The organism is Microbacterium sp. M4A5_1d, assembly GCF_053345465.1.
Genome location: NZ_JBKFAD010000003.1, coordinates 236,146 through 254,568 on the forward strand (window position 1 = coordinate 236,146; position 18,423 = coordinate 254,568).

Below are 18,423 nucleotides of genomic sequence, written 5' to 3' on the forward strand. Positions count from 1 at the left end.
TGAGGCCGACCCCACCGCGGCGCGACTCGAGCAGGTGCACCCGGATCTGACTCGCCGGTAGCTCCCCGCACTCGTCGCGCAAAGGCCGGCGCGGAGGCGCGCCGGATGACCCACTAAGTTGATGATCACTACAATTCACCATCTGGGGGGAAATCTTGATCATCACGCGGGATAGAAGCGAGATCGAAAACGGGGTCGTGCAGCTCCGCTTCGCCGATTCGGATGACAACGTCACGGACATCAGCGCGCAGGATCTCTCGCAGGTTCTCGAGGGCCTGCTGGAGTTCAGTCGTGAGCTGGCCAAATCGGGAGAATTCGGAGACGGGCCGGCGCCTGAGATCCGCATCCGCGTTCCGAAGCAAGGCTCGTTCGTACTCGAGGCTCTTGTCTGGCTCCAGCAGAACCCCATCACCGGTGCTGGCCTCGGAGGCGCGGCGATCGCTGGCACCGCGATGGCCAAGGAGCTCGGCACCGCAGCAGGCAAGGCCGTCGCGAACGCGATCGGTGTCGGCATCAGACAGCTACGAAGCGAGAAGCCGCAACGCGCTGAGATGCTCCAGAATGGCGAGATCCTGCTCACGTGGCCCGACGAGACGACTACGCAGATCACCACTGCTACGTGGAACAAGCTCAACGAGATGAAGCGACCGACTCGCACGGCGCTGCGGAAGCTCATGTCGCCTCTCGGGAAGGATGCGGATCGTCTCGAGGTTCGCGCAGCTTCTGTGGCTGAATCGACTCCCGAGATCCTCAGTGAGCCCGCCGAGGCCACGGCGCGACCTGGCGACTACCTGTCCGCCAGCACCGAGCCAGTCGAAGCGTTCGAGCGCGAGCGCGTGTTCGAGACCGAGGCGGTCCTCCGCAGCATCGACTTCGACAGCGCAGACAAGTGGCGCGTGGAAACGACCAAGGACGGCACCCGCCAAGCTAGAATCGATGACAGAGAGTTCCTCCTCAGCCTCGACCGTGGCGAAGCGATCCACAAAGGCGACATCTTTTGGCTGAGGATCCTCGAAGTGGTGTCGAAAGAGCCGGGCAAGAACACCAGCACCGACTGGACAGTTCTCGAGGTACGGCGGACTAAACGAGGCGAGAGGGATGGCAACGACTAGGCAGCGGCAGTTCCCGAAGATCGACGCCGACCTTGCGCGCCGTTTGGCCATCGTGTTCATCTGCATCGTCTCGATAGCCTTGCTGATCGTCGGGTCTGTCGTAGAGTCCACGTCGCCGTACTTGGTTCTGCTGCCGACGGTGCTTGCTGCCTTCCAGATTTCGAAGATGCGCACGCACTAGAACGAGCGCGAAACGCCCCCGGCGTCCGCTCACCCGAAGGTGAGGGCGCCGGGGGCATTGTCGTGCCGGGCATGGAGGTCAGGCGGTCGGGTTCGCCGGGCCTGCGGCGCGTTCAAGCTGCTTCGCGCCGAGATCCTTCGTGACGAGCGAGTAGGACGCCGAGACGATGACGATCGACAGCAGCGCGAACAGCCACGGGTTGCCGATCGGTTCGCCGGTGAGCTGGTGGTAGAACACGATCACCACGGCCGCGAGGGCGATCGCGACGGCGACGGAGACGGCGCGCTTCTGCCAGGGCTTGTGGACGAATGGGAGCACGCCGTTGAGGAACGACACCGCGTAGGTGCCGAAGAAGGCGAGCAGGGTGAGGACGCCGAGCGGCGCAGCGGGGATGATGACATCCATGGTGGGTGACCTCCTAGGTCTGGTTGGTTGGCCGGGCGCGGCGGAGCCACGTCGGCGGGATGGTGTCTTCGATGAGTGAGATGTCGGACGGGTCGAGGTCGGGGCCGTGCTCGTTGGGCCACTGGCGTGCGATCGAGCGGAGGATGCGAGCGAACGCGGACGTGCGCTTCACCGCGGCCTCTTCGACCTCGTCGAGCCGGGTGTAGACCCGGGACAGCTCGCTCTGCACGCGCGCGTCGATCCGGGCGTCCAGGGCGCTCTTCGCGTCGGTGCGTGTCTTGCCGCGGGTGGCGAGGAACACGAGCAGAGCGGCAACGAGCCCGAAGAAGCCTCCGCCGCCGAGGATCGCGGTCCAGGCGTCAGGGGTCATGCGGCTCCCGTCCGTCGTTCCTTGATCTCCTCACCGAGGGTGGTCAGGCGGGAGAACACGAACACCACGCCGCCGAGCACGAGCCAGGACAGGAACTCGCGTGACGAGGGCGACTCGGCTACGAACAGCAACGCCGCACCGTAGGTGCCGATCATCATCGACGTCGCGATCAGCCCGGCGATCTCCACCCGCCAGAGGGCGGGGAACGTGATCCCGATGTACGCGACGAGCGCGAACCACACGAGCGAGAAGCCAAGGGCGTTCACGATCGCGTCGGGGAAGGTGCGGTCGAGGACCGGCGAGCCGTGGTTGGCTACCCCGATCCCTGCGAGCACGACCGTGGCGAGGTACAGCGGCATCCACAGCCGCAGCTTCCACCGGTGCTTGTGGTCCTCCGGGTCGATCTGAGCGTCGTTCCACACCGAGGCTCGCCACAGGCGACGCATCACAGCCGCTTCAGCTCACCGGGACCAGGGAAGGGCAGCAGCTCCTGGAGGCCCAGCACGTCGGCCATCCACCGTGCGTGTTCGTCGGTGCACTGGAGCTCACCGTTCGCCTCGTTGTTGCGGAACGCTTCGAAGCCCTGGCCCTCGGCCGGAGGCCACGAGCCGTTGCGGGCGCGGAGCGCGAGGCGAGCGCCCATGACGTTCGCGTGAGCCTTGATGCCACGGAACGGCTCGAGCGTGAAGCTCGTGCCGCGGTGCGGGCCGTCGGTGATGCGGATGAGGGTGGTCATGGTGTCCTCCTCGGACTTGGTCGTGACGACGGGGGTCGGGGTCGGCAGGGATGTGGCGGGTGTGCCGCTGCCGGCGGACTGCGGGATGGTGATCGACAGGCGATTGCGGCGGCCGTAGTTGCGGGACCAGCCGAGGTACGGCATCCCGCGGGCTGTCTGCGCTTCCACGGTGATCAGGCCCGCCTTCTCGCCCCACCATTCGTGCGCGTAGCCGGTGGCGGAGAGCACCTGGTGCCCGCCGCCGTAGATGTCGATCGCGACGTGCCCCCAACGGGCGATGCGGCCGCGGTCGTCGGTTCCGGTGTAGTCCCAGTAGTGGATCGCTCCGGGCGGGGCGTTCCGGGGGTTGCGGGACTCGATCGCGGTTGCGAGGTAGGCGGCGAAGGCGGACCCGTAGATGTCGGGGGCGTACCCGCCGCAGTCGTTGATCGTCCGGTAGGTCAGGCCGGCGCACTGGCCGTACCAGTTCTTCGGCCGAGTCGAACCGACGAACACGCGGATCTCGTGCGGTGTCGTCATGACGCGGCCTCGCCGTCGACGGTGTCGTCCGCGGGCGGCGGGAACGCCTCGTCGTAGGCGGCGAGGGATTCCTCGATCTTCGCCGCCTGGGTGCGGGCGCCGCCGGCCTGCACGGCGTAGTCCTGCGCCGAGGCGAGCGCGGCGGCACGGTTCATGTCGAACTGTGCCGCCGACGCGCGCAGCGACGCGGCCTGTTCCTCGAGCATCGCTCGGATGATGGGGTCGCTCATGGGTGCTCCTATGCGATTCGGATGATGTAGCGCTGCGTGATGTAGGGCTGCAGGTTGGGGTGCGCCTGTCCCCCACCGGCCGACAGGGTGTTCACGCCCTGCGGGTAGACCTGCAGGCCGTCCTTGTCGAGGTCGTAGTCCTGCCGGACGCCGGTTCCGCCGCTGTTCGCGGTGACGACCTGCCCGTGTGAGTGCGCGGGCATCTGCGCCTCGGTGAGTGTCACCGTCTTCGCTCCGCCGGTCTTGCCGACCGTGTTGAACTCGGTCTGTCCGGCGTCGAACCCGACAACCACCCGGCCGTTGGAGTTCGGCAGGTTGAACGTCGTCGACCCGTTCCCGGCGCCGTAGTCGGTGCCGATGAGCGCGAAGAGCGCGGGATACTGCGTGCGCGAGATCGCGGCCCCGTCTGCCCACGCCCAGCCGGGACCCGGCAGCACCTTCCCTGGCCAGATCTGGGTCGACCCGATCGGTGCGACGACGGTCGCGCCGACGCCGGCGAACAGGTCGCCGTCGAAGTACCCGTCGCCGCCGACGTCGAGAGCACCACGGTTGCGGTACTTCTGAATGCCGACGCCGTCAGGTGTGACATCCATGAGGATGTCGGCCGTCGAGACGGTCGTCTCCCACGTCACCGTGCGCAGCTTGTCGGCAACGCTGATGCGGACGTCGTAGCTCTTCGTGATCTCGAACACACCACCACCGGAGACGAGGAAGAACGTGTTGTACGTCAGCCCGCCCGGGGTGACGACGTTGCGCTCCGTCCACGCGGCCGCACCGCGCTCCCGCGTCCATGCCCGGATGGTGAGACTGTTCTTCTCCACGTCGGCCGGCTTGAGCGACTGCGCCGCGGCCACCAGATCCACACGCAGGAACGTGCCCTCGTCCTCGTCCGGCGTGCCGGCCGACGTCGCCCGCCGGATGGCTGCCTGCACCTGCGGGGGCGCGTAGGGCAGCACCTTGATCGTCGCGGACTTCGTGCCCACGCGCCCACGGGAGTCGGTGACGGCCGCGCCCAGCGCACGGTCGCCGGCCGTCGGGAGCGGGACCGTCCCGCCGGATGCTGCCGTGTTCCCGTCGACGCTGAACTGGCTGGCCTTGATCGTCGAGCTGTAGACGCCCTGACCGGCGACGGTCGCGCGCAGCAGAGACTCGCCCTGCACGAACGCGCCGACCGCCGCGACCACCGTCGGGTTGGCGTCCTGCACCGTGATGTCGCCGACGGTCGGGACGACGGATGCCGGGACGTTCAGCCGGAAGTTCTGCTGGACCGACCCGATCAGCTTCCGGTTCGCGTCCAGCGTGAACACGGTGAGGGTGCTCACGGCGGTGGTGTCGTTCGGGATCGCGTCGAGCATCGACCACGCCGGCCGCCACTCCCACTGCGCCCCGACCGCACCTTGCAGGCCGACGCGCTGGCCCGCCCAGTCCATGTAGATGTCGTGCTGGAACGTGTCCGATGCCCGGTTCATCACCAGGGTGGTGACCTGATCCGGGCGCACGTCGTGAAGCGACGGCAGGATCGTGACACCCGACACCCGGGGGATGTCGTCGAGGCGGAGGCTGTCGCCCGCCCACGCGGTCCCGAGGTCGCTCGACGAGCCGTCCGCGCTGTACCCGATCGACATCGTGCCGTCCGGGTTGTGGTTGATCGTGAAGGATCCCTGCCACAGGCGCAGGCGCCCGTTCGGGCCGAGGTTGTAGTCGCTGCGGCCCGACTGTTCCTGACCGCCCGCGCTGACCTTCCACGACACCCCGTTGGCGCCGGTGCCGAAGTACGTGTAGCCGCTGGTGTTGACCAGCCACACCTCACCGCCGACGGTCGACTGGTTGGCAGCGACGTTCTGACCCCACTGGCCGATGTTGACCTCGAGGCGAACGTTCCCGCGGCGGGAGAATGCACCGCTCGCCATCAGATCGCCTTGAACACGGTGCGGTTGCCCTGCCGCTTGATCTTCAGATTCGCCAAGTCGACCTCCTCACCCACGAACCGCGGGGCGATGAACTGCCCCGCGTCGAGATAGGCCCCCGGCACGCCGTTCACGTTGAACGTCATGTTCGAGGGCGTGATCATCACCGATGTGGCCGCGCCAGGCGCCCCGATCTCGAGCCCCGTCGGAAGGATCCGCACGTAAGCGCCGAGCCCGTCCGCTTTCTCCTGCGCGGCCCGTGCCGCCTCTGCCGCCGCGGTGGCGGCCACTCCCGCTGCGTCCGCGGCGGAACGGACCTCACCGACCTGACCGCCGAGGTTGGCGACCTGGTCGGCGACGCCGCTCAGCGCTGTCCTCTGATCGGAGAGTTCGGCGGCCTGCGCCGAGGTCTGCCCGGCGATGAGCGTGATCGCACCGTTGGCGGAGATATCGAGGTTCTGCCCGAATCCCGCCGAGAGCATCGAGGTCTCGATGAGCCCCGCGCGCAGCACGTTCAGCCACGCCTCATTGCCCCAGATCTCCGCGACGTTGAGCTTGCGCGTCGAGAGCGAGCCGTCGATGACGAGCTCGCCGCCATTCATGCGCCGCAGCGAGAACCCGTTCACCGTGATCGTCGCGCCCGACGCCGCGAACGCGATCCGCGCACGGATGTGGGTCACGCCGGTGGGGATCGTGGCTTCGACCGTGCTCGGGGTCCACGCCGTGGCGTTACCGAACGTGGTCGATGCGAGATCGCTCCACGTGGTGCCGCCGTCCTTCGACTGCTGCAGGCGGAGCCCGCCGGCACCGCCCGAGGGCCACCCCGACGCCTTGTAGACGCAGGCGAACGTGAAGCGGTCCCCCGCCTTGACGGGGATGCCCGGCTGCGTGCGCTCACCGGAGCTCACGATCCGCAGCGAGGTCGCGTGCCCCTCGTAGGCGTCGGCGACGAACGTGCCGCCGCTGCCCTGCCAGGCGACCGTGCCGCCCAGATCGAAGTACGGGTCTTCGACGAGGTTGGTGAAGTCGCCCACGAGGAGCTGCCGGACGCTGATCGCGTTCGCGCGAACCCGGTTGGCGACGTCGAGGAAGCCGGTGTTGATCTTCGCCGCGTCGAGTGTCGCGATCATCGCGTTCTCGATGGTGCGTGCGACCCACCCGAAGGCGCCGAGCTCCCATGCACCGATGAAGCGGTTCGAGGTATCGCGTCGGAACCAGACCGCGCCCGAAGGCTTCCCCGTGGCGTCGGCGGCGACCGGAGCCGCATCCGAAACGGTGAGCCGACCGTCCGCCGTCGCGGCGGCGGCCTTCGCGTCCGTCGCATCCTTTGATGCCTTCGACAGCGCGTCCGTGACGGCCTCGTCGAGGTCGCCCGACGCGATCGCCTGAACGACGATCGACGCGGCCGCGGACGCCGTCGAGGTGCGCCCGAGGGTGTCGACCCAGACGAGCCGCGCGAACGTCTCCGCCCCGACCGTGCCGCGTACCGTTGCGACCTGGCCGGCCGCGCGAGCGGGCACACCGACACGCGTCCACGGTCCCGTCGAAGCGGGCGCTGTCTCGGCGTAGAGCAGCTGGAACGACGACGGCACCGGCGCGTCCGTGGACAGCTTCCCGTCCCACCCGATCATCACCAGGCCGAGGCCCGTCGTCAGAGCGGGCGCCGACGGCGCGGTGGTCACCTGAGCAGGTGCCGCACCGGTGACCGTCGTCATCGCCGACGGGTCACCCCACACCCCGAGAGCAGTGCGGGCACGCACACGGAAGCCGCGAGCCTTGCCCGAGGGCACGGTGATCGTGACCTCACGAGCGGCGGTCTCGAGCAGCGGCGTCCATGCCTGCCCGTCCTGGACGAGCACCTCGTACGCCGCGACCTGCACCAGGCCGCCGTCGGTGGCCTGCGTGACCGCATCCCACGTGAGGCGAACCGTCGCTGTCGCGGTCCCATCGGAAGCGAACGCACCCGAGTTGGATTCGACCGCAAGGCCGGTCGGCGCCATCGGAACGATCGACACGGGACGGGCGGGCGTGACCGCGATCTCCGGGGACAGCTGCGACCACACCCCGGCACGGGAGCGCGCCCGCACCGCGATGAGCCGGTCCTCCCCCGGCGTCCACGTCTCGACGGTCGTCGACAGCGCGGTCGTGCGGGTCAGGAGCGACATCGGCTCGTTGACCGGCCGCGACCACACCTCGTAGGTGTCGATGTCGACCGTGAGCCCGTCGACCGCCTGCGCGACGGCATCCCATGCGATCGTGACCGTAGACCGCTCGGAGCCGTCCTCACCCCATGACCCGACGTTGCTCGCCACACGGACCGCGGCAGGCGGCAGCGGGGCGGTCTTTGCCGGCGCCGCTGCGGGAGGCAGTGCGACGCCGGAGCCGCCGATGATCTGGCCTACCGACGCGGCTGCCGAGCGCTTCGCGAGCTTGGCCTGCAGGCTGAGGAGCTTCGACCCGACGACCGCGGTCGCCTTCACGAGCCCCTTGGAGTCCTTCGACACGTCCAGCCCGATGACACGCAGCACCTTCTTGCCGCGGCGCGTGCGGGCGGTGACGACGTCGCCGACCTGGAACGACTCCCACGGCACGGGCACACCGTCGCCGGAGAGCTCCCACTCGTAGGACAGCTCCTCCTGCATCGCACGGGACTCAGCCAGGGCGGGCTGGACGTTCTTCTCGGCGACGTCGCGGGTCTTCGCCCCCGGCTGCGTCATGACCTTGAACAGGTTCCCGAAGCGGCCTTCGGCGCCGGTGTTGTTGAAGTGGGTCCAGCCGAGCTCGTACTGCACGACGATCGCTGTCGCCGGGTCGAACTTCCGCGACGCCGGCGCGCGGGAGAACCCCGGGCCGCCGAGAGTGACGGTGTCGGAACGGTCGGTGCCGGTGCCGGGATTTGCAGCGCGGAGCTGGTAGCCCTCGGACCACCACTCCATGTACCCCTGCTCGGCGAGGGTCTGCATCACACGGCTGAGCGGCGTCGTGAACAGCGGCCAGGCCATCGAGACCCGCTGGTTCCACGGCTGTCCCGCAGAGTCGGTCGAGTCGGTGAAGCCGAGCGTGATGCGCCCTCCCCACCCCGACGCCGCCTGCGCGACCTGAATGAGGTCACGCAGCACGAAACCAGGCGTGCGGTCGGTGTAGCGGCGCTCGAGGTCGTCGACGGAGTCGCCGTCGCGCCACCAGAGCGGGTAGCGCGCGGCGAGCCACGGCACCATCGACGAGCCGGTGAAGGTCACTGCGGCGGCAGTGTCGACGCTGTCGGCGGAGTCCTCGTCCACGATGAACAGGTCGTTACGCGGGACGCGCTTCCACCGGCCGGTCGGCGAGGTCGTGTACTCGACGATGACGAGGAACGGCGCGTTCAGCTTCTCCGAGACCATCTCGGAGACGGCGAACTTCACCGACTGCGCCGAGAAGCCGGTCCACGCCAGGGAGAGCGTGTCGAGCACCCGCCCCGGGGTGCCGTCGTCGTTGGCGAGGCGGAGGCGGATGTCGAGCACGAGGGACTCCTTAGATCAGGTACGCCGCCCGTCCGCGCACCTGGACGGATGCGCTGCTGCGGCTTGCGGTGGCGACGGTGAGCGCGCCGGCACGCACGGCGGGGCTGGCGGTCCATGAGGGCGTGATCTCGAACGTTCCGCGTGGTCCGCCGAAGTCGATCGCGCCGGACACTTCGGTGCCGCCGGTCCATGTGTCCGTGGTGGTGAGGAACGCGCGGCCGGTCGCGCTCTCGAACCGGAGCCACTGCGACGCGGTGACGGGTCCGGTGTAGGTGAACCAGGCCCCGGAGCTGTCGGTGACCTGCAGGCCGGTGACCGCGCCCTTGACGCGCACCAGAGCGTCACCGACGGGAGCGGACAGCCCGCCGTCCTCTGTGAAGCACTGGATAGGCACCGACGCCGCCGAGAGCGATGCCGCGGCGGTGGTGCGCAGGGCGCCGCGCCAGAAGACCCCGTCGAGGCGGAGGGAGTACGCGATAATCGCGTAGCCAGCGAGCAGATGGTCCTCAAGCACGGACAGGCCCGCGAATGAGTAGCCGATCGAGAACGCGCCCTGAGTGAGCTCGCTCCCCCCGGTGATGAGCGCGTGGAGGGCAGCCTGCGACCGCCGCTCCACACGCATCACGAGAGGCCACACCGGTGCGGACCACGGGCCTGCCGACGGGATCACACCATCGCGGCCCGGGGACCGCACCGCTGCCAGCTCACGCTCGAGGTCGGTGAGGGTCTGAGTCTTCGCGTTGAGTTCCCACCCTGCGCTGGGGTTGTCCAGGCTCAGACCACGGATCGAGTACATGACCTCGGCCTCCCCGCCCAGCCGGGGGCTGCCGTCACAGCAGCTCCCCGGCCTCGTTCGTCTTCTGCCCCGACAGCCGATCAGCGACCGGGTCGGTGTGGATGGGATTCACCTCGGTAATCGAGATCCGCGGGTGCGCAGCGAAGGCGTCGGACACCGCCGCTGCAATGTCCTTCGCGGTGGCGCCCACAACCCGGGAGGCGGTGCCCCCGCCCGCGTAGATCGGCTGCTGCACGTCGTACCGGTCGTACCCGTTGACGTAGCCGCCGCCCGCATAGCCGCGGATGCGACCACCCGAGTTGATGTACTCGAGCGCCGCGCGGTTCTCCGGGATCGCAGTCTGCCGAGCGTTGACGATGAACTCACCCGTCGCCACGGCATAGATGCGATTGTCCTTAGCTGACGGCGGCCCGGGGATAATGCCGCCGTTAGCCCGGCGACCGTTGACCGCAGCCCCCAGCGACCCGAGGGACGCGCCGGTCTGAACCGTCTCCGCGATGATCTGGATCCGACGAGTCCACGGCAGCGAGTCGATCAGATCTTTGACCTTCTGAGTCGCATCGCGAGCCTGCGCGTTCTCGACGAGCAGCCGAGTGCTTTTCTCATCGGGCACCCGGAAGATCTCGTCGGCGAGCGCCGAGACCTCGTCGGCGTTGTAGCCGGCCTGAGTCGCCGTGTCGATGAACGCCTGCCGCTGCCCCGACAGGGTCTCGATGTACTTCCGGGTCGCGTCCTCAGCACTCATCGTCGTGAGGTCCTGCTGGTACTGCGCGCCGGCAGCATCTCGCGCGGCCGCCGACACGTCGTACAGCGCCGCGGCGTTGGCCGCGCCGGCGGTCGTGCTCCGGTCGAGCGACAGCGTGAAGCCGTCAAGAGAGCCGTTGGCTTCCTCGTACGCTTCCTTCTGCCGCTCCACCTCTGCAGCGATCCCGTCGAGCGCTTCGCGGTAGCGTGCGTTCGCTTGAATCGCATCGCCGGCGACATCGTTCGACTCGTCCATCGCCTCGATGAGACCGACGAGCTCGTCCGTCAGCTCCTTGGCTCGCCGCGCGGACTCCTGGTACGCCTCGCCGGCCGACTGAGCGGCGGGCGTCGCCTCCTCCGTCGCGATGTTCAGCAACGCCTGCAGACGCTCTGCGTCCGACATCGCAGCGACGTTCACACCCTGGCTCGTGGCCTGGTCGACGAGCGCCTGCTCGTAGGCGGGCATCTGCGTGAGCAGCCGCCGCAGGGAGTCCGAGCTCCCATCCGTCTGATCCGCCACGCGCTGGAACGCAGCCGCGGCGCCGGGGCCATCGGTTTGAGCCAGCTTCGCCAGCTCATCGCCGATGCGCTTGAGCGCGTCCTCGGGAGCCGCCAGCCTCGCCTTGTTCGCCGGGTTGAAGAACCCTGACTCCCACCAAGCGCCGTCGGTGAAGCCCTTCGCGGAGATCTCGAGCTGCTTGAGCGTCTCGTCGAGCCCCTTCAGCTGGGCCTTCGAGTTGGTGAGCACACCGTCGAGGACGGTGAACTGGCTGACGCGAGCGGTGTCGAGGATGGTCGCACCGTCGCCGAGCTTGAGGCTGTTCTGCATCTCCTCGGAGGTCGCAGCGAGCTTCTCGAGCTGCTGCTGCAGCGCCGCCGCTCCGACCACCGCGGCGGCCAGAGCCAGACCCCAGGGGCCCGTCATGAACCGGGCAGCGGCAGAGAGACCACTGACCGTCTTCCCCACCGCGGTAGTGACGCCGGTCGCCGCGCCTGCGACGGCGGGCATCGATGAGGTCGACAGGGTCGCGAGCGCGACGCGGAACTCCGCGATCTTCGGGACGGCGAGGAGGAACGCGCCGCCGGCGAGGCCCACGACGCCGACGAGCGCTCCCGTCACGGCGACGGTCGTCTGTATCGGCTGCGGAAGCTCGGCGAACCCGAGCGCGAGCTCGCCGACGACCTGTGCGGCCGCCTGCATCGCGGGCAGGAACACATCGCCGTACTCGATCGCGGCTTCGTTCACGCGGTTGGACATCACCTGCAGCTGAGCCTCGGTGGTGGCGTAACGCTTCGCGGCCTCGTTCGCGAGAGCGGTGTTCTCCTCCCACGCCACAGCCTGCAGGTCGAGCGACTCCGCGAGGAGGTCGCCGGCACCCTTGAGCTGCAGCAGCACCCGCTGCTCCTCCGAGGAACGGAACCCGAGGTCCGACAGGGTCGCGACGACATTGCCACCGGACGACTCGACGCCATTCAGCCCCTTGGCGAACGCGTCGAGCGCACGCACGGGGTCGTTGCGGAACTGAGTCGCGAACTCGCGAGCGCTCACGCCCGCGACCTTCGAGAAGCCCTCGAGCTTCTCGCCGCCGGTCTGCACGGCCGAGTAGAGGTCCTGCAGGATGCGGGACGCGACGCCACCACCGAGCTCGGCGGTGACGCCCATCGACGCGAGCGCATTCGCGAGGCCGAGGACCTCGCCTTCGCTGGCGCCAATGAGCTTGCCGGCGCCAGCGATGCGCTGCGCCATCTCGAGAATCTCGGCCTCCGTCGAGGCGCCGTCGTTGCCGAGCGCGACGAGCGTCGCGCCGAGCCGCTCGATGTCCGCCGGCGCGGTCTGCATCACGTTCATGAGCTGCGCGAGACTCGTCGCCGCCTGATCAGCAGTGAGGTTGGTCGTCTCACCGAGGTCGACCATCGTCTTCGTGAACGCCGCGACGTTCTGCCGCTCGACGCCGAGCTGACCAGCCGCCTCCGCGACGGCCGCGATCTCCTGGTGCGTCGCGGGCAGAGTCGTCGCGAGGCCGCGGAGCTCACCCTCGAGGGATGCCATCTCCGACGCGCTGCCGTCGACCGTCTTCGTCACACCGGCCCACGCCGACTCCCAGTCGATCGCGGCCTTCACTGCGAGAGCGGTCGACGCCGTCGCCACGGCCCCGACGGCACCGAGCGCGATGCCGGCCTCGTTCATGGCCTGCTTCTGGCGCTCGTAAGCGGCAGTCGCCTCCTCGGACCCGGCCTTCGCCTTCCGGGCAGCCTGCTCGGCCTGGTTCATCCCGTTGACGAAGCCATTCACCTGCGCAGCGAGAGAGACCCGAACGACGCGTTCCATGTATGCCTCCCGGGGGGTCGCTGTTGAGCTGTAGAGTCGGCGGCATGCAGAAGCGAGAGCCCTGGACCGTCGTCGTCGCGATCGGCGCCGCGATCATCGCGATTACCGGTCTGGCAGTGCTTCTCGGGACGTTCTTCGGCTCGAACTCGGTCGCCGAGGTGACGCTGAACGCGTCGGTGCCGGCAGCGATCCTCGGCGTCGTCGTGCTCGCAGTCGGCTTAGTGATGCGAGTGCTCAGCCCTCGCCGGTCGTAGCGAAGTCGACCCGCTCAGCCGTGAAGTAGACGCCGTGCAAGTTGGCTTTCTCACCGGCCTGCTTCTTGTACTCCTCGATGGCGTCGAGCTTTGCTCTCTGCGCCCAGTTCACGAACGGCCCCCGAGGCGCGTAGCTGTATCCCGAGCCGTACTCGTTCGGGTTTGCAGCGTCACTCGTGGCATCCGGTAGCCATTCCCCGAGGTCGCCGGTGAGCGCACGGATGCGCGCCTCAGCGAGGAGCAGGGCGACCTGCTCGTCGTCGTACTCGGGTTCGGGTCGTGACGAGACGAGGCGATCGCCGTCGTACTCGTAGAAGGTGCGTGGCTCCCACCCAGAGAGTCGCCGCGGGGCGACTCTGAGGCGCGCGGCGAGAGCTACTCGTTCTCGGAGCGCGTCGCTACTCCGAAGCTTTTTACGAGCAGGTCGATGGCCTTCGAGGGCTCGTACTCATTCAGCGACCAGACCGCGTCACGGAGCTCGGTCGCCTCGTTCCCAGAGACCACCGAGATGAGGTCGAACCACTCGCCGCGCTCGAGCGGGATCAGCTCGTCGCCCTCGAATCGGTGGACGTATGCGGTGTCGTCTTCGTCGCGGTAAACCGCGGCGGCGTTGCACACGGCGTCGTAGTTGTACCCGTAGTGCGTGTCGAGTGGGACGTCGATCCGCGCGGGGTGGCGCGAGACGATCTCGGCCCACTGGTCGCCGGGAATGCGGGTGATGCGGATCTTCTCGACGGCGGATGCCGCAGCCTGCGCGATCTCGTCGAGCTCGGCCCGGATGGGTGCGGAGTGCTCGTCGTTCTTGGCGGCGAGACGCATGTTGGAGGCGTCTCGCTCCTCGGCGTCCGCGAGCTGCTCGAGCAGAGCGTCACGTCGTTCGGCGAGGCCGGTATCGAGGAGCACGTGCACGTCGCGGTGCGGGCGCGGTGCGGCCTTCGCGGCTGCGAGGCGCTGAGAGAAGGTGGTCATGGGGTCCGCCGTGTTCTCCGCCGTGAGAGGAAACCTGCGGGGGCGCACGGCGGCACGCCCCCGCAGGGGATGGATCAGGAAGCGGTGAGCGCGTGCTCTTCCGAGACGTAGTCGATGACCGCGGCCTGAGTGAGGGTGAACTTGGAGCCGGACAGCCCGCCCGGCGCCTGTACACCGAGCGATACCTTGATCGCTCGCACCTTGTGCCCGGTGTCGGCGAGGGTGCGGTTCGGCGTCTTTCGGCGCTCGACGAAGATGAACGACCCGCCGCCCTTGAGTAGAACTGCGGCCGACTTCGCCACCTCGGTGTCGACGTACTCGAGGTCTGCCAGCTCGGGGTTGACGATGCCGAGGGACTGCCGACGCTGCCGCGCCGTGAGGCGAGGGTCGTCGGTCTTCTCCTGCGGCATGGTCAGAGCCCACCCGCCCGGGATGAAGTCGTACGTGATCCGATTGGCGGACGTCGCGTCGAGGTTCGCTTTTGTGATCTGGTCGAGGTTGATCCCGGTGGTCGCACCCGGGATGACCCAGATGGTGAGATTGCCGGTCTGGTCAACGGCCGGAGGGCCGTTCTGAGGTTCGACGGCGTCAACCATCGCATCTCCTTTCGTTTCCCCGGTGGCCGGGGTGTCGGTGGACCCTCAGCGAGTCGAGGGGGTCGGTGGGCCTACGCGCGCGAGCTGACCCCGGTGAACCAGGAATCGCGGTGGTAGAGGCGAGCAGTCGGGTCGTACTCGAGGTCTTCGAGATCTCTGTCCAGGCCGGTCACCGACCGCCCGGCCACCGCGAGGGGTTGACCTTGCAGCTGCTCGGCGACCGCATCGGTGAGCAGGTTCGCGCCGTCGCGGGAGGTCGCGACGACGCGCGTGAAGATCTCGACGCGGGTGTCGCCCTGGTGGTCCGGGGTGCCGCTCTGCCGGTGCCCGGTGTAGCCGGGCAGGGTCACGCCGAACACGACGTAGTTGTCCGCGACGAGCCCGCCCTCTTCCGTTCGGCGCACGGTGTCGTGGAGCTTGCCTGCGAGCTTCGCGTGAGCGTTGAGTCGAGCCTCGGCGGCTGCGGTGTGATCGCTGAGCATCAGAGGTTCCTCTCATTCAGCGACTGCTCGACGGCGATCTCGAGGCCGGTGGTTAGCTCCTCGCCGGCGAACTCCTCGGCTTTCCGGCGCGCACGATCGGGGGCGCGGGACACGGACGAGAGAGGGTCGTCGAAGATACCGGCGGAGGGCACGAGGCCACCGCGGCCGGTCTTGCCGCCGTAGCGTTCGAGGTTCGGGCCGACCTCACCCTCGATGGTTGCGGCGCCGCCGGCACCGGCCCCCATGACGCCGGCGGTCGATGCGATCTTGTAGTCGATCGCGGCGGTGTACTGGCGGCCGAGGGGGTTGCCAGCGGCGGCCTTGCGCCACTGATCGCGCGTGCGCATAAGGGTCTGCTGCACGGCCTGACGGGCCTTGTTCGGCACCAGGTCGGCGACGCCGGAGAGGTCCCGGATGAGGGCATCGAAGCTGTCATCGGCCACAAGGCACCTCCCGTCAGGTGAGCTCCTGCAGCGGGTAGCGTGCGGAGGTGGTCTGCCCGGACTGCGGACGACCGGCGATCTTCATGCGGCGCCCCACGAGCGATGCGTCGGCGGCCGATGCGGTGACGTCGACCTCGGCCCCGCGCGGCACGACAGTGCCAGAGGGCAGCTTCAGAATGGGAGCCTGCTCGGCGATCGGCCGCGACGCGGTGTTCCGGTCAGAGACATTGAGCGTGCGGTAGACGAGCTGCGCCGGTCCCTCGTAGTGCTTGGTCACGAGCTCGCGCGTGGCGTTGGCCGTGGCCGCATCGACGCCGTCCCGGTATGTGCCGACGATGACGGTCTCGGTGAAGCCCTGCTCGGCCCGGTATCGAGCGGTGGCGCGCTGAGACGGCGAGCGCATCAGATGGCCGTGAGGGGGATGGAGTGGATGGCGTTGCCGTAGGTGGGGGCTGGCGGCATGAGCTTGTCGCGTTCTTCGTCGGTGACGTAGATGCGGCCGGAGGCGAGTGAGGGGTCGACCTTTTCGCTGTAGAGGTCGTCGCGCCATTCGGAGGTGCCGCCGGCGTTGCGGATCTTGCGTTCGACCATCGCGACGAGCACGTCGCTGACGTCCTCGACGTCGAGGTGCGAGGGATCGTCCTCGGGGAGGGCGACTCGGGTGGGGATGCCGGGCACGACGCGCTTGAGCTCGCGCCAGGCTTTCGCGAGCCATGCGGGAATGACTCGTTCTTCGTCGGAGGTGAGGGGACGCTCGATGAAGCCCCGGACGGCTTCGAGGTCGGCTGGGTTTTCCATGAGCGTCCCCTCCCCTTCGTTACTTGATCCGGCTCTCGCCGGTCTCGATGTTGCGCACGACGGTGACCGAGGTGCCGTCGGGCTTGTACGCCTCGTACTCCTCGGTGCGCTCCTTCTTGCGGGAGGCGCGCGCGGCCGGCTTGGGTGCCGGGGTGACGGCGTTGACCGTGCCGACGGCGACCGCTTCCTTGCCCGGGTTGGGCGGGGTCGACACCGCGATCTCGGTGGGATCGGTGGTGTCTGCAGGTCCGTCGCCGGGTGCGGTGACGGACGGCTTGGTGGTGTCGGCGTCGAGCGTGGTCGTCGCCGCGCTGTCGTCCGTGGTGGGCTCGGCGGGCTTCTGCTCGCCGGTGGACTCGGCCGCTGCTGCGGCCCTCGTGGTGCGTGCCATGTTCTCTCTCCCTGGGATCAGCCGTTGAGGACACCGCGGAGGCGAGCTGCGGCCTTGCCGCCGAAGGTCGCCATGCCGCAGAAGAACTCGATGCGGGTACGGAGGGCGGGCTTGTCATCGACCTCGCCGAGGTCTCGGACGGAGATCCCACCGTTGGTGAGGCCGGTGACTCCGGCATCCCCCTCGTCCTCGCCGAACTTGACGGCGTAGATCGACGCGGCGTTGGTGGCCGTGCCCTGCGTCTCGTTCTGACCGAGGATCTGAGCGCCGGCGAGGTTGTCGCCCGGGTCGAGCACGGGGATGCCGTTCCACGTCACGATGCGCTTGCCGGTCAGGTCCTCGACGACCGTCGCCGTGCCGCCGACGCGGCGGCCCGCGGAGAGGATCTTCGAGCGCAGACCGCGGGGCGCGTAGAGCGCGCCATTCTCCGGGGTGATGCCGGGGACCGCGGCGATGAGCTCGTCGAGCTTGTCCATGAACGCGAAGATGTCCGAGTTCGACGCACCGATGATGGGCAGGCCGTTCGTGGCGGCGTCGATGACCTGATTGCCGATGAGGCGCTTCTTGAGGCCGTCGAAGCCCTTCGGGTCGACCGCGACGTCGCCGTTGAAGAACGTGTCCTGGTACTTGTAGGACGCCGCCTTCACCTTCAGGCGCGTCTGCAGCGCCCGCTGGTCGTTGACGTTGGACCGGGTCTTCTGGATGAAGGTGTCCACGTCGGCGTCGCCACCGAGGATGGCGAGGGTCTCGGTCGCCTGCACCACGGCGCCGGTCGACTCGGTGTACGCCTCGTTCACCGCACGGAACGCGACCCCGGGGAGGGTGTTCTCGCGGTTGTAGGCGTACGCGTTGCCCTCGATCTCCATCAGGGGAATGCGGTCGAGGACCGCGGACTCCTGGACGAAGAGCTCCTGGACGCCGCGCTGCAGGTCGTTCTCCGAGAGGAGAGCGGCCTGGGCAAGGGTGACTGCCATGATCTGTTCCTTTCAGCTCGACCGCAGCACGGCGAGCAGTGTCAGTTGTTGCTGGATGCCCCGTACGCGCCACGCAGGCGGTCGGTGCCGGGACGGACGGCGGCGGAGGCTGCTCCCGCGCCGCGGGCCCCGATACCGGCATCACGGTGACCGGGGGTGTTCGTGGTGGTGGACTTGAGCAGGTGCGGCGAGTCCTTCGAGAGGTCCTCGAGGAGCTTCTTGACCGCGGCCGCGTCGGCGTCGCCGTCGTCGGTCACGCTGACCTTCGCGAGCTCCTTCGCGTCGAGCAGCGCGAGCGCCTGAGCGGGCTTGATGAAACCGAGCTCGGCGGCCTGTGCACGGACCTCAGCTGCACGCGAGCGCGCGTCGACGCGTTCCCGATTGGCCTTGTCGGCGTCCTCGAGGCGCTTGTTGACGAGCTTCTCGATGTCGGCGTCGGTGGGGCCGCCGGGCTTGGCTTGCAGCGCCTTGATCTCGTCGGGGGTGAGCCCGAGATCGGTGAACGCTTTGAGCTCGCCCTTGGTGCTGTCGATGACGGCCTGGCGCGCTTTGATGCGGTCGGTCTCGAGGTCGAGGCCGTTGATGAAGGTCGCGAGCTTCTCGCGGTCTCCGCCGAACGCTTCCACATCGGCGTCGCTGATCTCAATTTCCATCGGGTATCTCCTTGCGAGATGTCGTGGCACG

22 protein-coding genes are annotated in these 18,423 nt (G+C 68.6%); 3 read left to right on the plus strand and 19 right to left on the minus strand.

Annotation, left to right across the window (positions count from 1 at the left end):
- Positions 1–155 precede the first annotated feature (155 nt).
- Positions 156–1,112 (plus strand): hypothetical protein, encoded by a 957-nt coding sequence (locus ACLBWJ_RS12990; RefSeq protein ID WP_447660462.1) that lies wholly within the window; start codon positions 156–158, stop codon positions 1,110–1,112.
- The gene (locus tag ACLBWJ_RS12995; protein WP_447660463.1) at positions 1,099–1,293 is read left to right on the plus strand and encodes a hypothetical protein; all 195 of its coding nucleotides are present in this window, start codon (positions 1,099–1,101) and stop codon (positions 1,291–1,293) included. The genes ACLBWJ_RS12990 and ACLBWJ_RS12995 overlap by 14 nt, the downstream gene beginning before the upstream one ends.
- A 78-nt stretch (positions 1,294–1,371) precedes the next feature.
- On the opposite strand, the gene ACLBWJ_RS13000 is transcribed toward ACLBWJ_RS12995, so the two are convergent.
- Genes ACLBWJ_RS13000 through ACLBWJ_RS13040 form a run of 9 tightly spaced genes read right to left on the minus strand, consistent with a single transcriptional unit; the run spans position 1,372 to position 12,832 of the window.
- A complete protein-coding gene (locus tag ACLBWJ_RS13000; protein WP_447660464.1) occupies positions 1,372–1,698 on the minus strand; it encodes a hypothetical protein in 327 nt (108 codons plus the stop codon).
- Between the two features lie 13 nt (positions 1,699–1,711).
- Positions 1,712–2,068 (minus strand): hypothetical protein, encoded by a 357-nt coding sequence (locus tag ACLBWJ_RS13005; protein ID WP_447660465.1) that lies wholly within the window; start codon positions 2,066–2,068, stop codon positions 1,712–1,714.
- A complete protein-coding gene (locus tag ACLBWJ_RS13010; protein ID WP_447660466.1) occupies positions 2,065–2,514 on the minus strand; it encodes a hypothetical protein in 450 nt (149 codons plus the stop codon). The genes ACLBWJ_RS13005 and ACLBWJ_RS13010 overlap by 4 nt, the downstream gene beginning before the upstream one ends.
- Entirely contained in the window at positions 2,514–3,323 is an 810-nt protein-coding gene (locus tag ACLBWJ_RS13015; RefSeq protein ID WP_447660467.1) for a hypothetical protein, read from the minus strand. Before ACLBWJ_RS13015 ends, ACLBWJ_RS13010 begins: the two co-directional genes overlap by 1 nt.
- Complete coding sequence (locus ACLBWJ_RS13020; protein ID WP_447660468.1) at positions 3,320–3,553, minus strand: hypothetical protein; 234 nt, start codon at positions 3,551–3,553, stop codon at positions 3,320–3,322. The genes ACLBWJ_RS13015 and ACLBWJ_RS13020 overlap by 4 nt, the downstream gene beginning before the upstream one ends.
- A gap of 8 nt (positions 3,554–3,561) precedes the next feature.
- The gene (locus ACLBWJ_RS13025; RefSeq protein WP_447660469.1) at positions 3,562–5,463 is read right to left on the minus strand and encodes a DUF859 family phage minor structural protein; all 1,902 of its coding nucleotides are present in this window, start codon (positions 5,461–5,463) and stop codon (positions 3,562–3,564) included.
- A complete protein-coding gene (locus tag ACLBWJ_RS13030; protein WP_447660470.1) occupies positions 5,463–8,963 on the minus strand; it encodes a hypothetical protein in 3,501 nt (1,166 codons plus the stop codon). The genes ACLBWJ_RS13025 and ACLBWJ_RS13030 overlap by 1 nt, the downstream gene beginning before the upstream one ends.
- A gap of 10 nt (positions 8,964–8,973) precedes the next feature.
- On the minus strand, positions 8,974–9,759 hold the full coding sequence (locus tag ACLBWJ_RS13035) for a hypothetical protein (protein ID WP_447660471.1): 786 nt from the start codon (positions 9,757–9,759) through the stop codon (positions 8,974–8,976).
- Positions 9,760–9,793: 34 nt separating this feature from the next.
- Positions 9,794–12,832 carry a phage tail tape measure protein gene (locus tag ACLBWJ_RS13040; protein WP_447660472.1) on the minus strand — a complete coding sequence of 1,013 codons (3,039 nt, stop codon included), beginning with the start codon at positions 12,830–12,832 and terminating at the stop codon, positions 9,794–9,796.
- A 44-nt stretch (positions 12,833–12,876) separates the two neighbouring features.
- On the opposite strand from ACLBWJ_RS13040, the gene ACLBWJ_RS13045 reads away from it, so the two are divergent.
- Positions 12,877–13,086, plus strand: a complete 210-nt coding sequence (locus tag ACLBWJ_RS13045; protein ID WP_447660473.1) for a hypothetical protein — start codon at positions 12,877–12,879, stop codon at positions 13,084–13,086.
- Here the strand turns inward: ACLBWJ_RS13045 and ACLBWJ_RS13050 are convergent.
- From ACLBWJ_RS13050 to ACLBWJ_RS13095, 10 genes are all read right to left on the minus strand, one after another.
- The gene (locus tag ACLBWJ_RS13050) at positions 13,067–13,198 is read right to left on the minus strand and encodes a hypothetical protein (RefSeq protein WP_447660474.1); all 132 of its coding nucleotides are present in this window, start codon (positions 13,196–13,198) and stop codon (positions 13,067–13,069) included. The genes ACLBWJ_RS13045 and ACLBWJ_RS13050 overlap by 20 nt on opposite strands.
- Positions 13,199–13,461: 263 nt before the next feature.
- A complete protein-coding gene (locus tag ACLBWJ_RS13055; protein WP_447660475.1) occupies positions 13,462–14,055 on the minus strand; it encodes a hypothetical protein in 594 nt (197 codons plus the stop codon).
- Between the two features lie 74 nt (positions 14,056–14,129).
- On the minus strand, positions 14,130–14,651 hold the full coding sequence (locus ACLBWJ_RS13060; RefSeq protein WP_447660476.1) for a phage tail tube protein: 522 nt from the start codon (positions 14,649–14,651) through the stop codon (positions 14,130–14,132).
- A 71-nt stretch (positions 14,652–14,722) separates the two neighbouring features.
- Complete coding sequence (locus tag ACLBWJ_RS13065) at positions 14,723–15,133, minus strand: hypothetical protein (protein ID WP_447660477.1); 411 nt, start codon at positions 15,131–15,133, stop codon at positions 14,723–14,725.
- A complete protein-coding gene (locus ACLBWJ_RS13070) occupies positions 15,133–15,576 on the minus strand; it encodes a hypothetical protein (protein WP_447660478.1) in 444 nt (147 codons plus the stop codon). Before ACLBWJ_RS13070 ends, ACLBWJ_RS13065 begins: the two co-directional genes overlap by 1 nt.
- A gap of 13 nt (positions 15,577–15,589) precedes the next feature.
- On the minus strand, positions 15,590–15,979 hold the full coding sequence (locus ACLBWJ_RS13075; RefSeq protein ID WP_447660479.1) for a DUF6093 family protein: 390 nt from the start codon (positions 15,977–15,979) through the stop codon (positions 15,590–15,592).
- The gene (locus ACLBWJ_RS13080) at positions 15,979–16,374 is read right to left on the minus strand and encodes a hypothetical protein (RefSeq protein WP_447660480.1); all 396 of its coding nucleotides are present in this window, start codon (positions 16,372–16,374) and stop codon (positions 15,979–15,981) included. The genes ACLBWJ_RS13075 and ACLBWJ_RS13080 overlap by 1 nt, the downstream gene beginning before the upstream one ends.
- A gap of 19 nt (positions 16,375–16,393) precedes the next feature.
- A complete protein-coding gene (locus tag ACLBWJ_RS13085) occupies positions 16,394–16,765 on the minus strand; it encodes a hypothetical protein (protein ID WP_447660481.1) in 372 nt (123 codons plus the stop codon).
- 17 nt (positions 16,766–16,782) lie between these two features.
- Positions 16,783–17,739, minus strand: a complete 957-nt coding sequence (locus tag ACLBWJ_RS13090; RefSeq protein WP_447660482.1) for a major capsid protein — start codon at positions 17,737–17,739, stop codon at positions 16,783–16,785.
- Between the two features lie 41 nt (positions 17,740–17,780).
- On the minus strand, positions 17,781–18,392 hold the full coding sequence (locus ACLBWJ_RS13095) for a hypothetical protein (RefSeq protein ID WP_447660483.1): 612 nt from the start codon (positions 18,390–18,392) through the stop codon (positions 17,781–17,783).
- Positions 18,393–18,423: the final 31 nt, after the last annotated feature.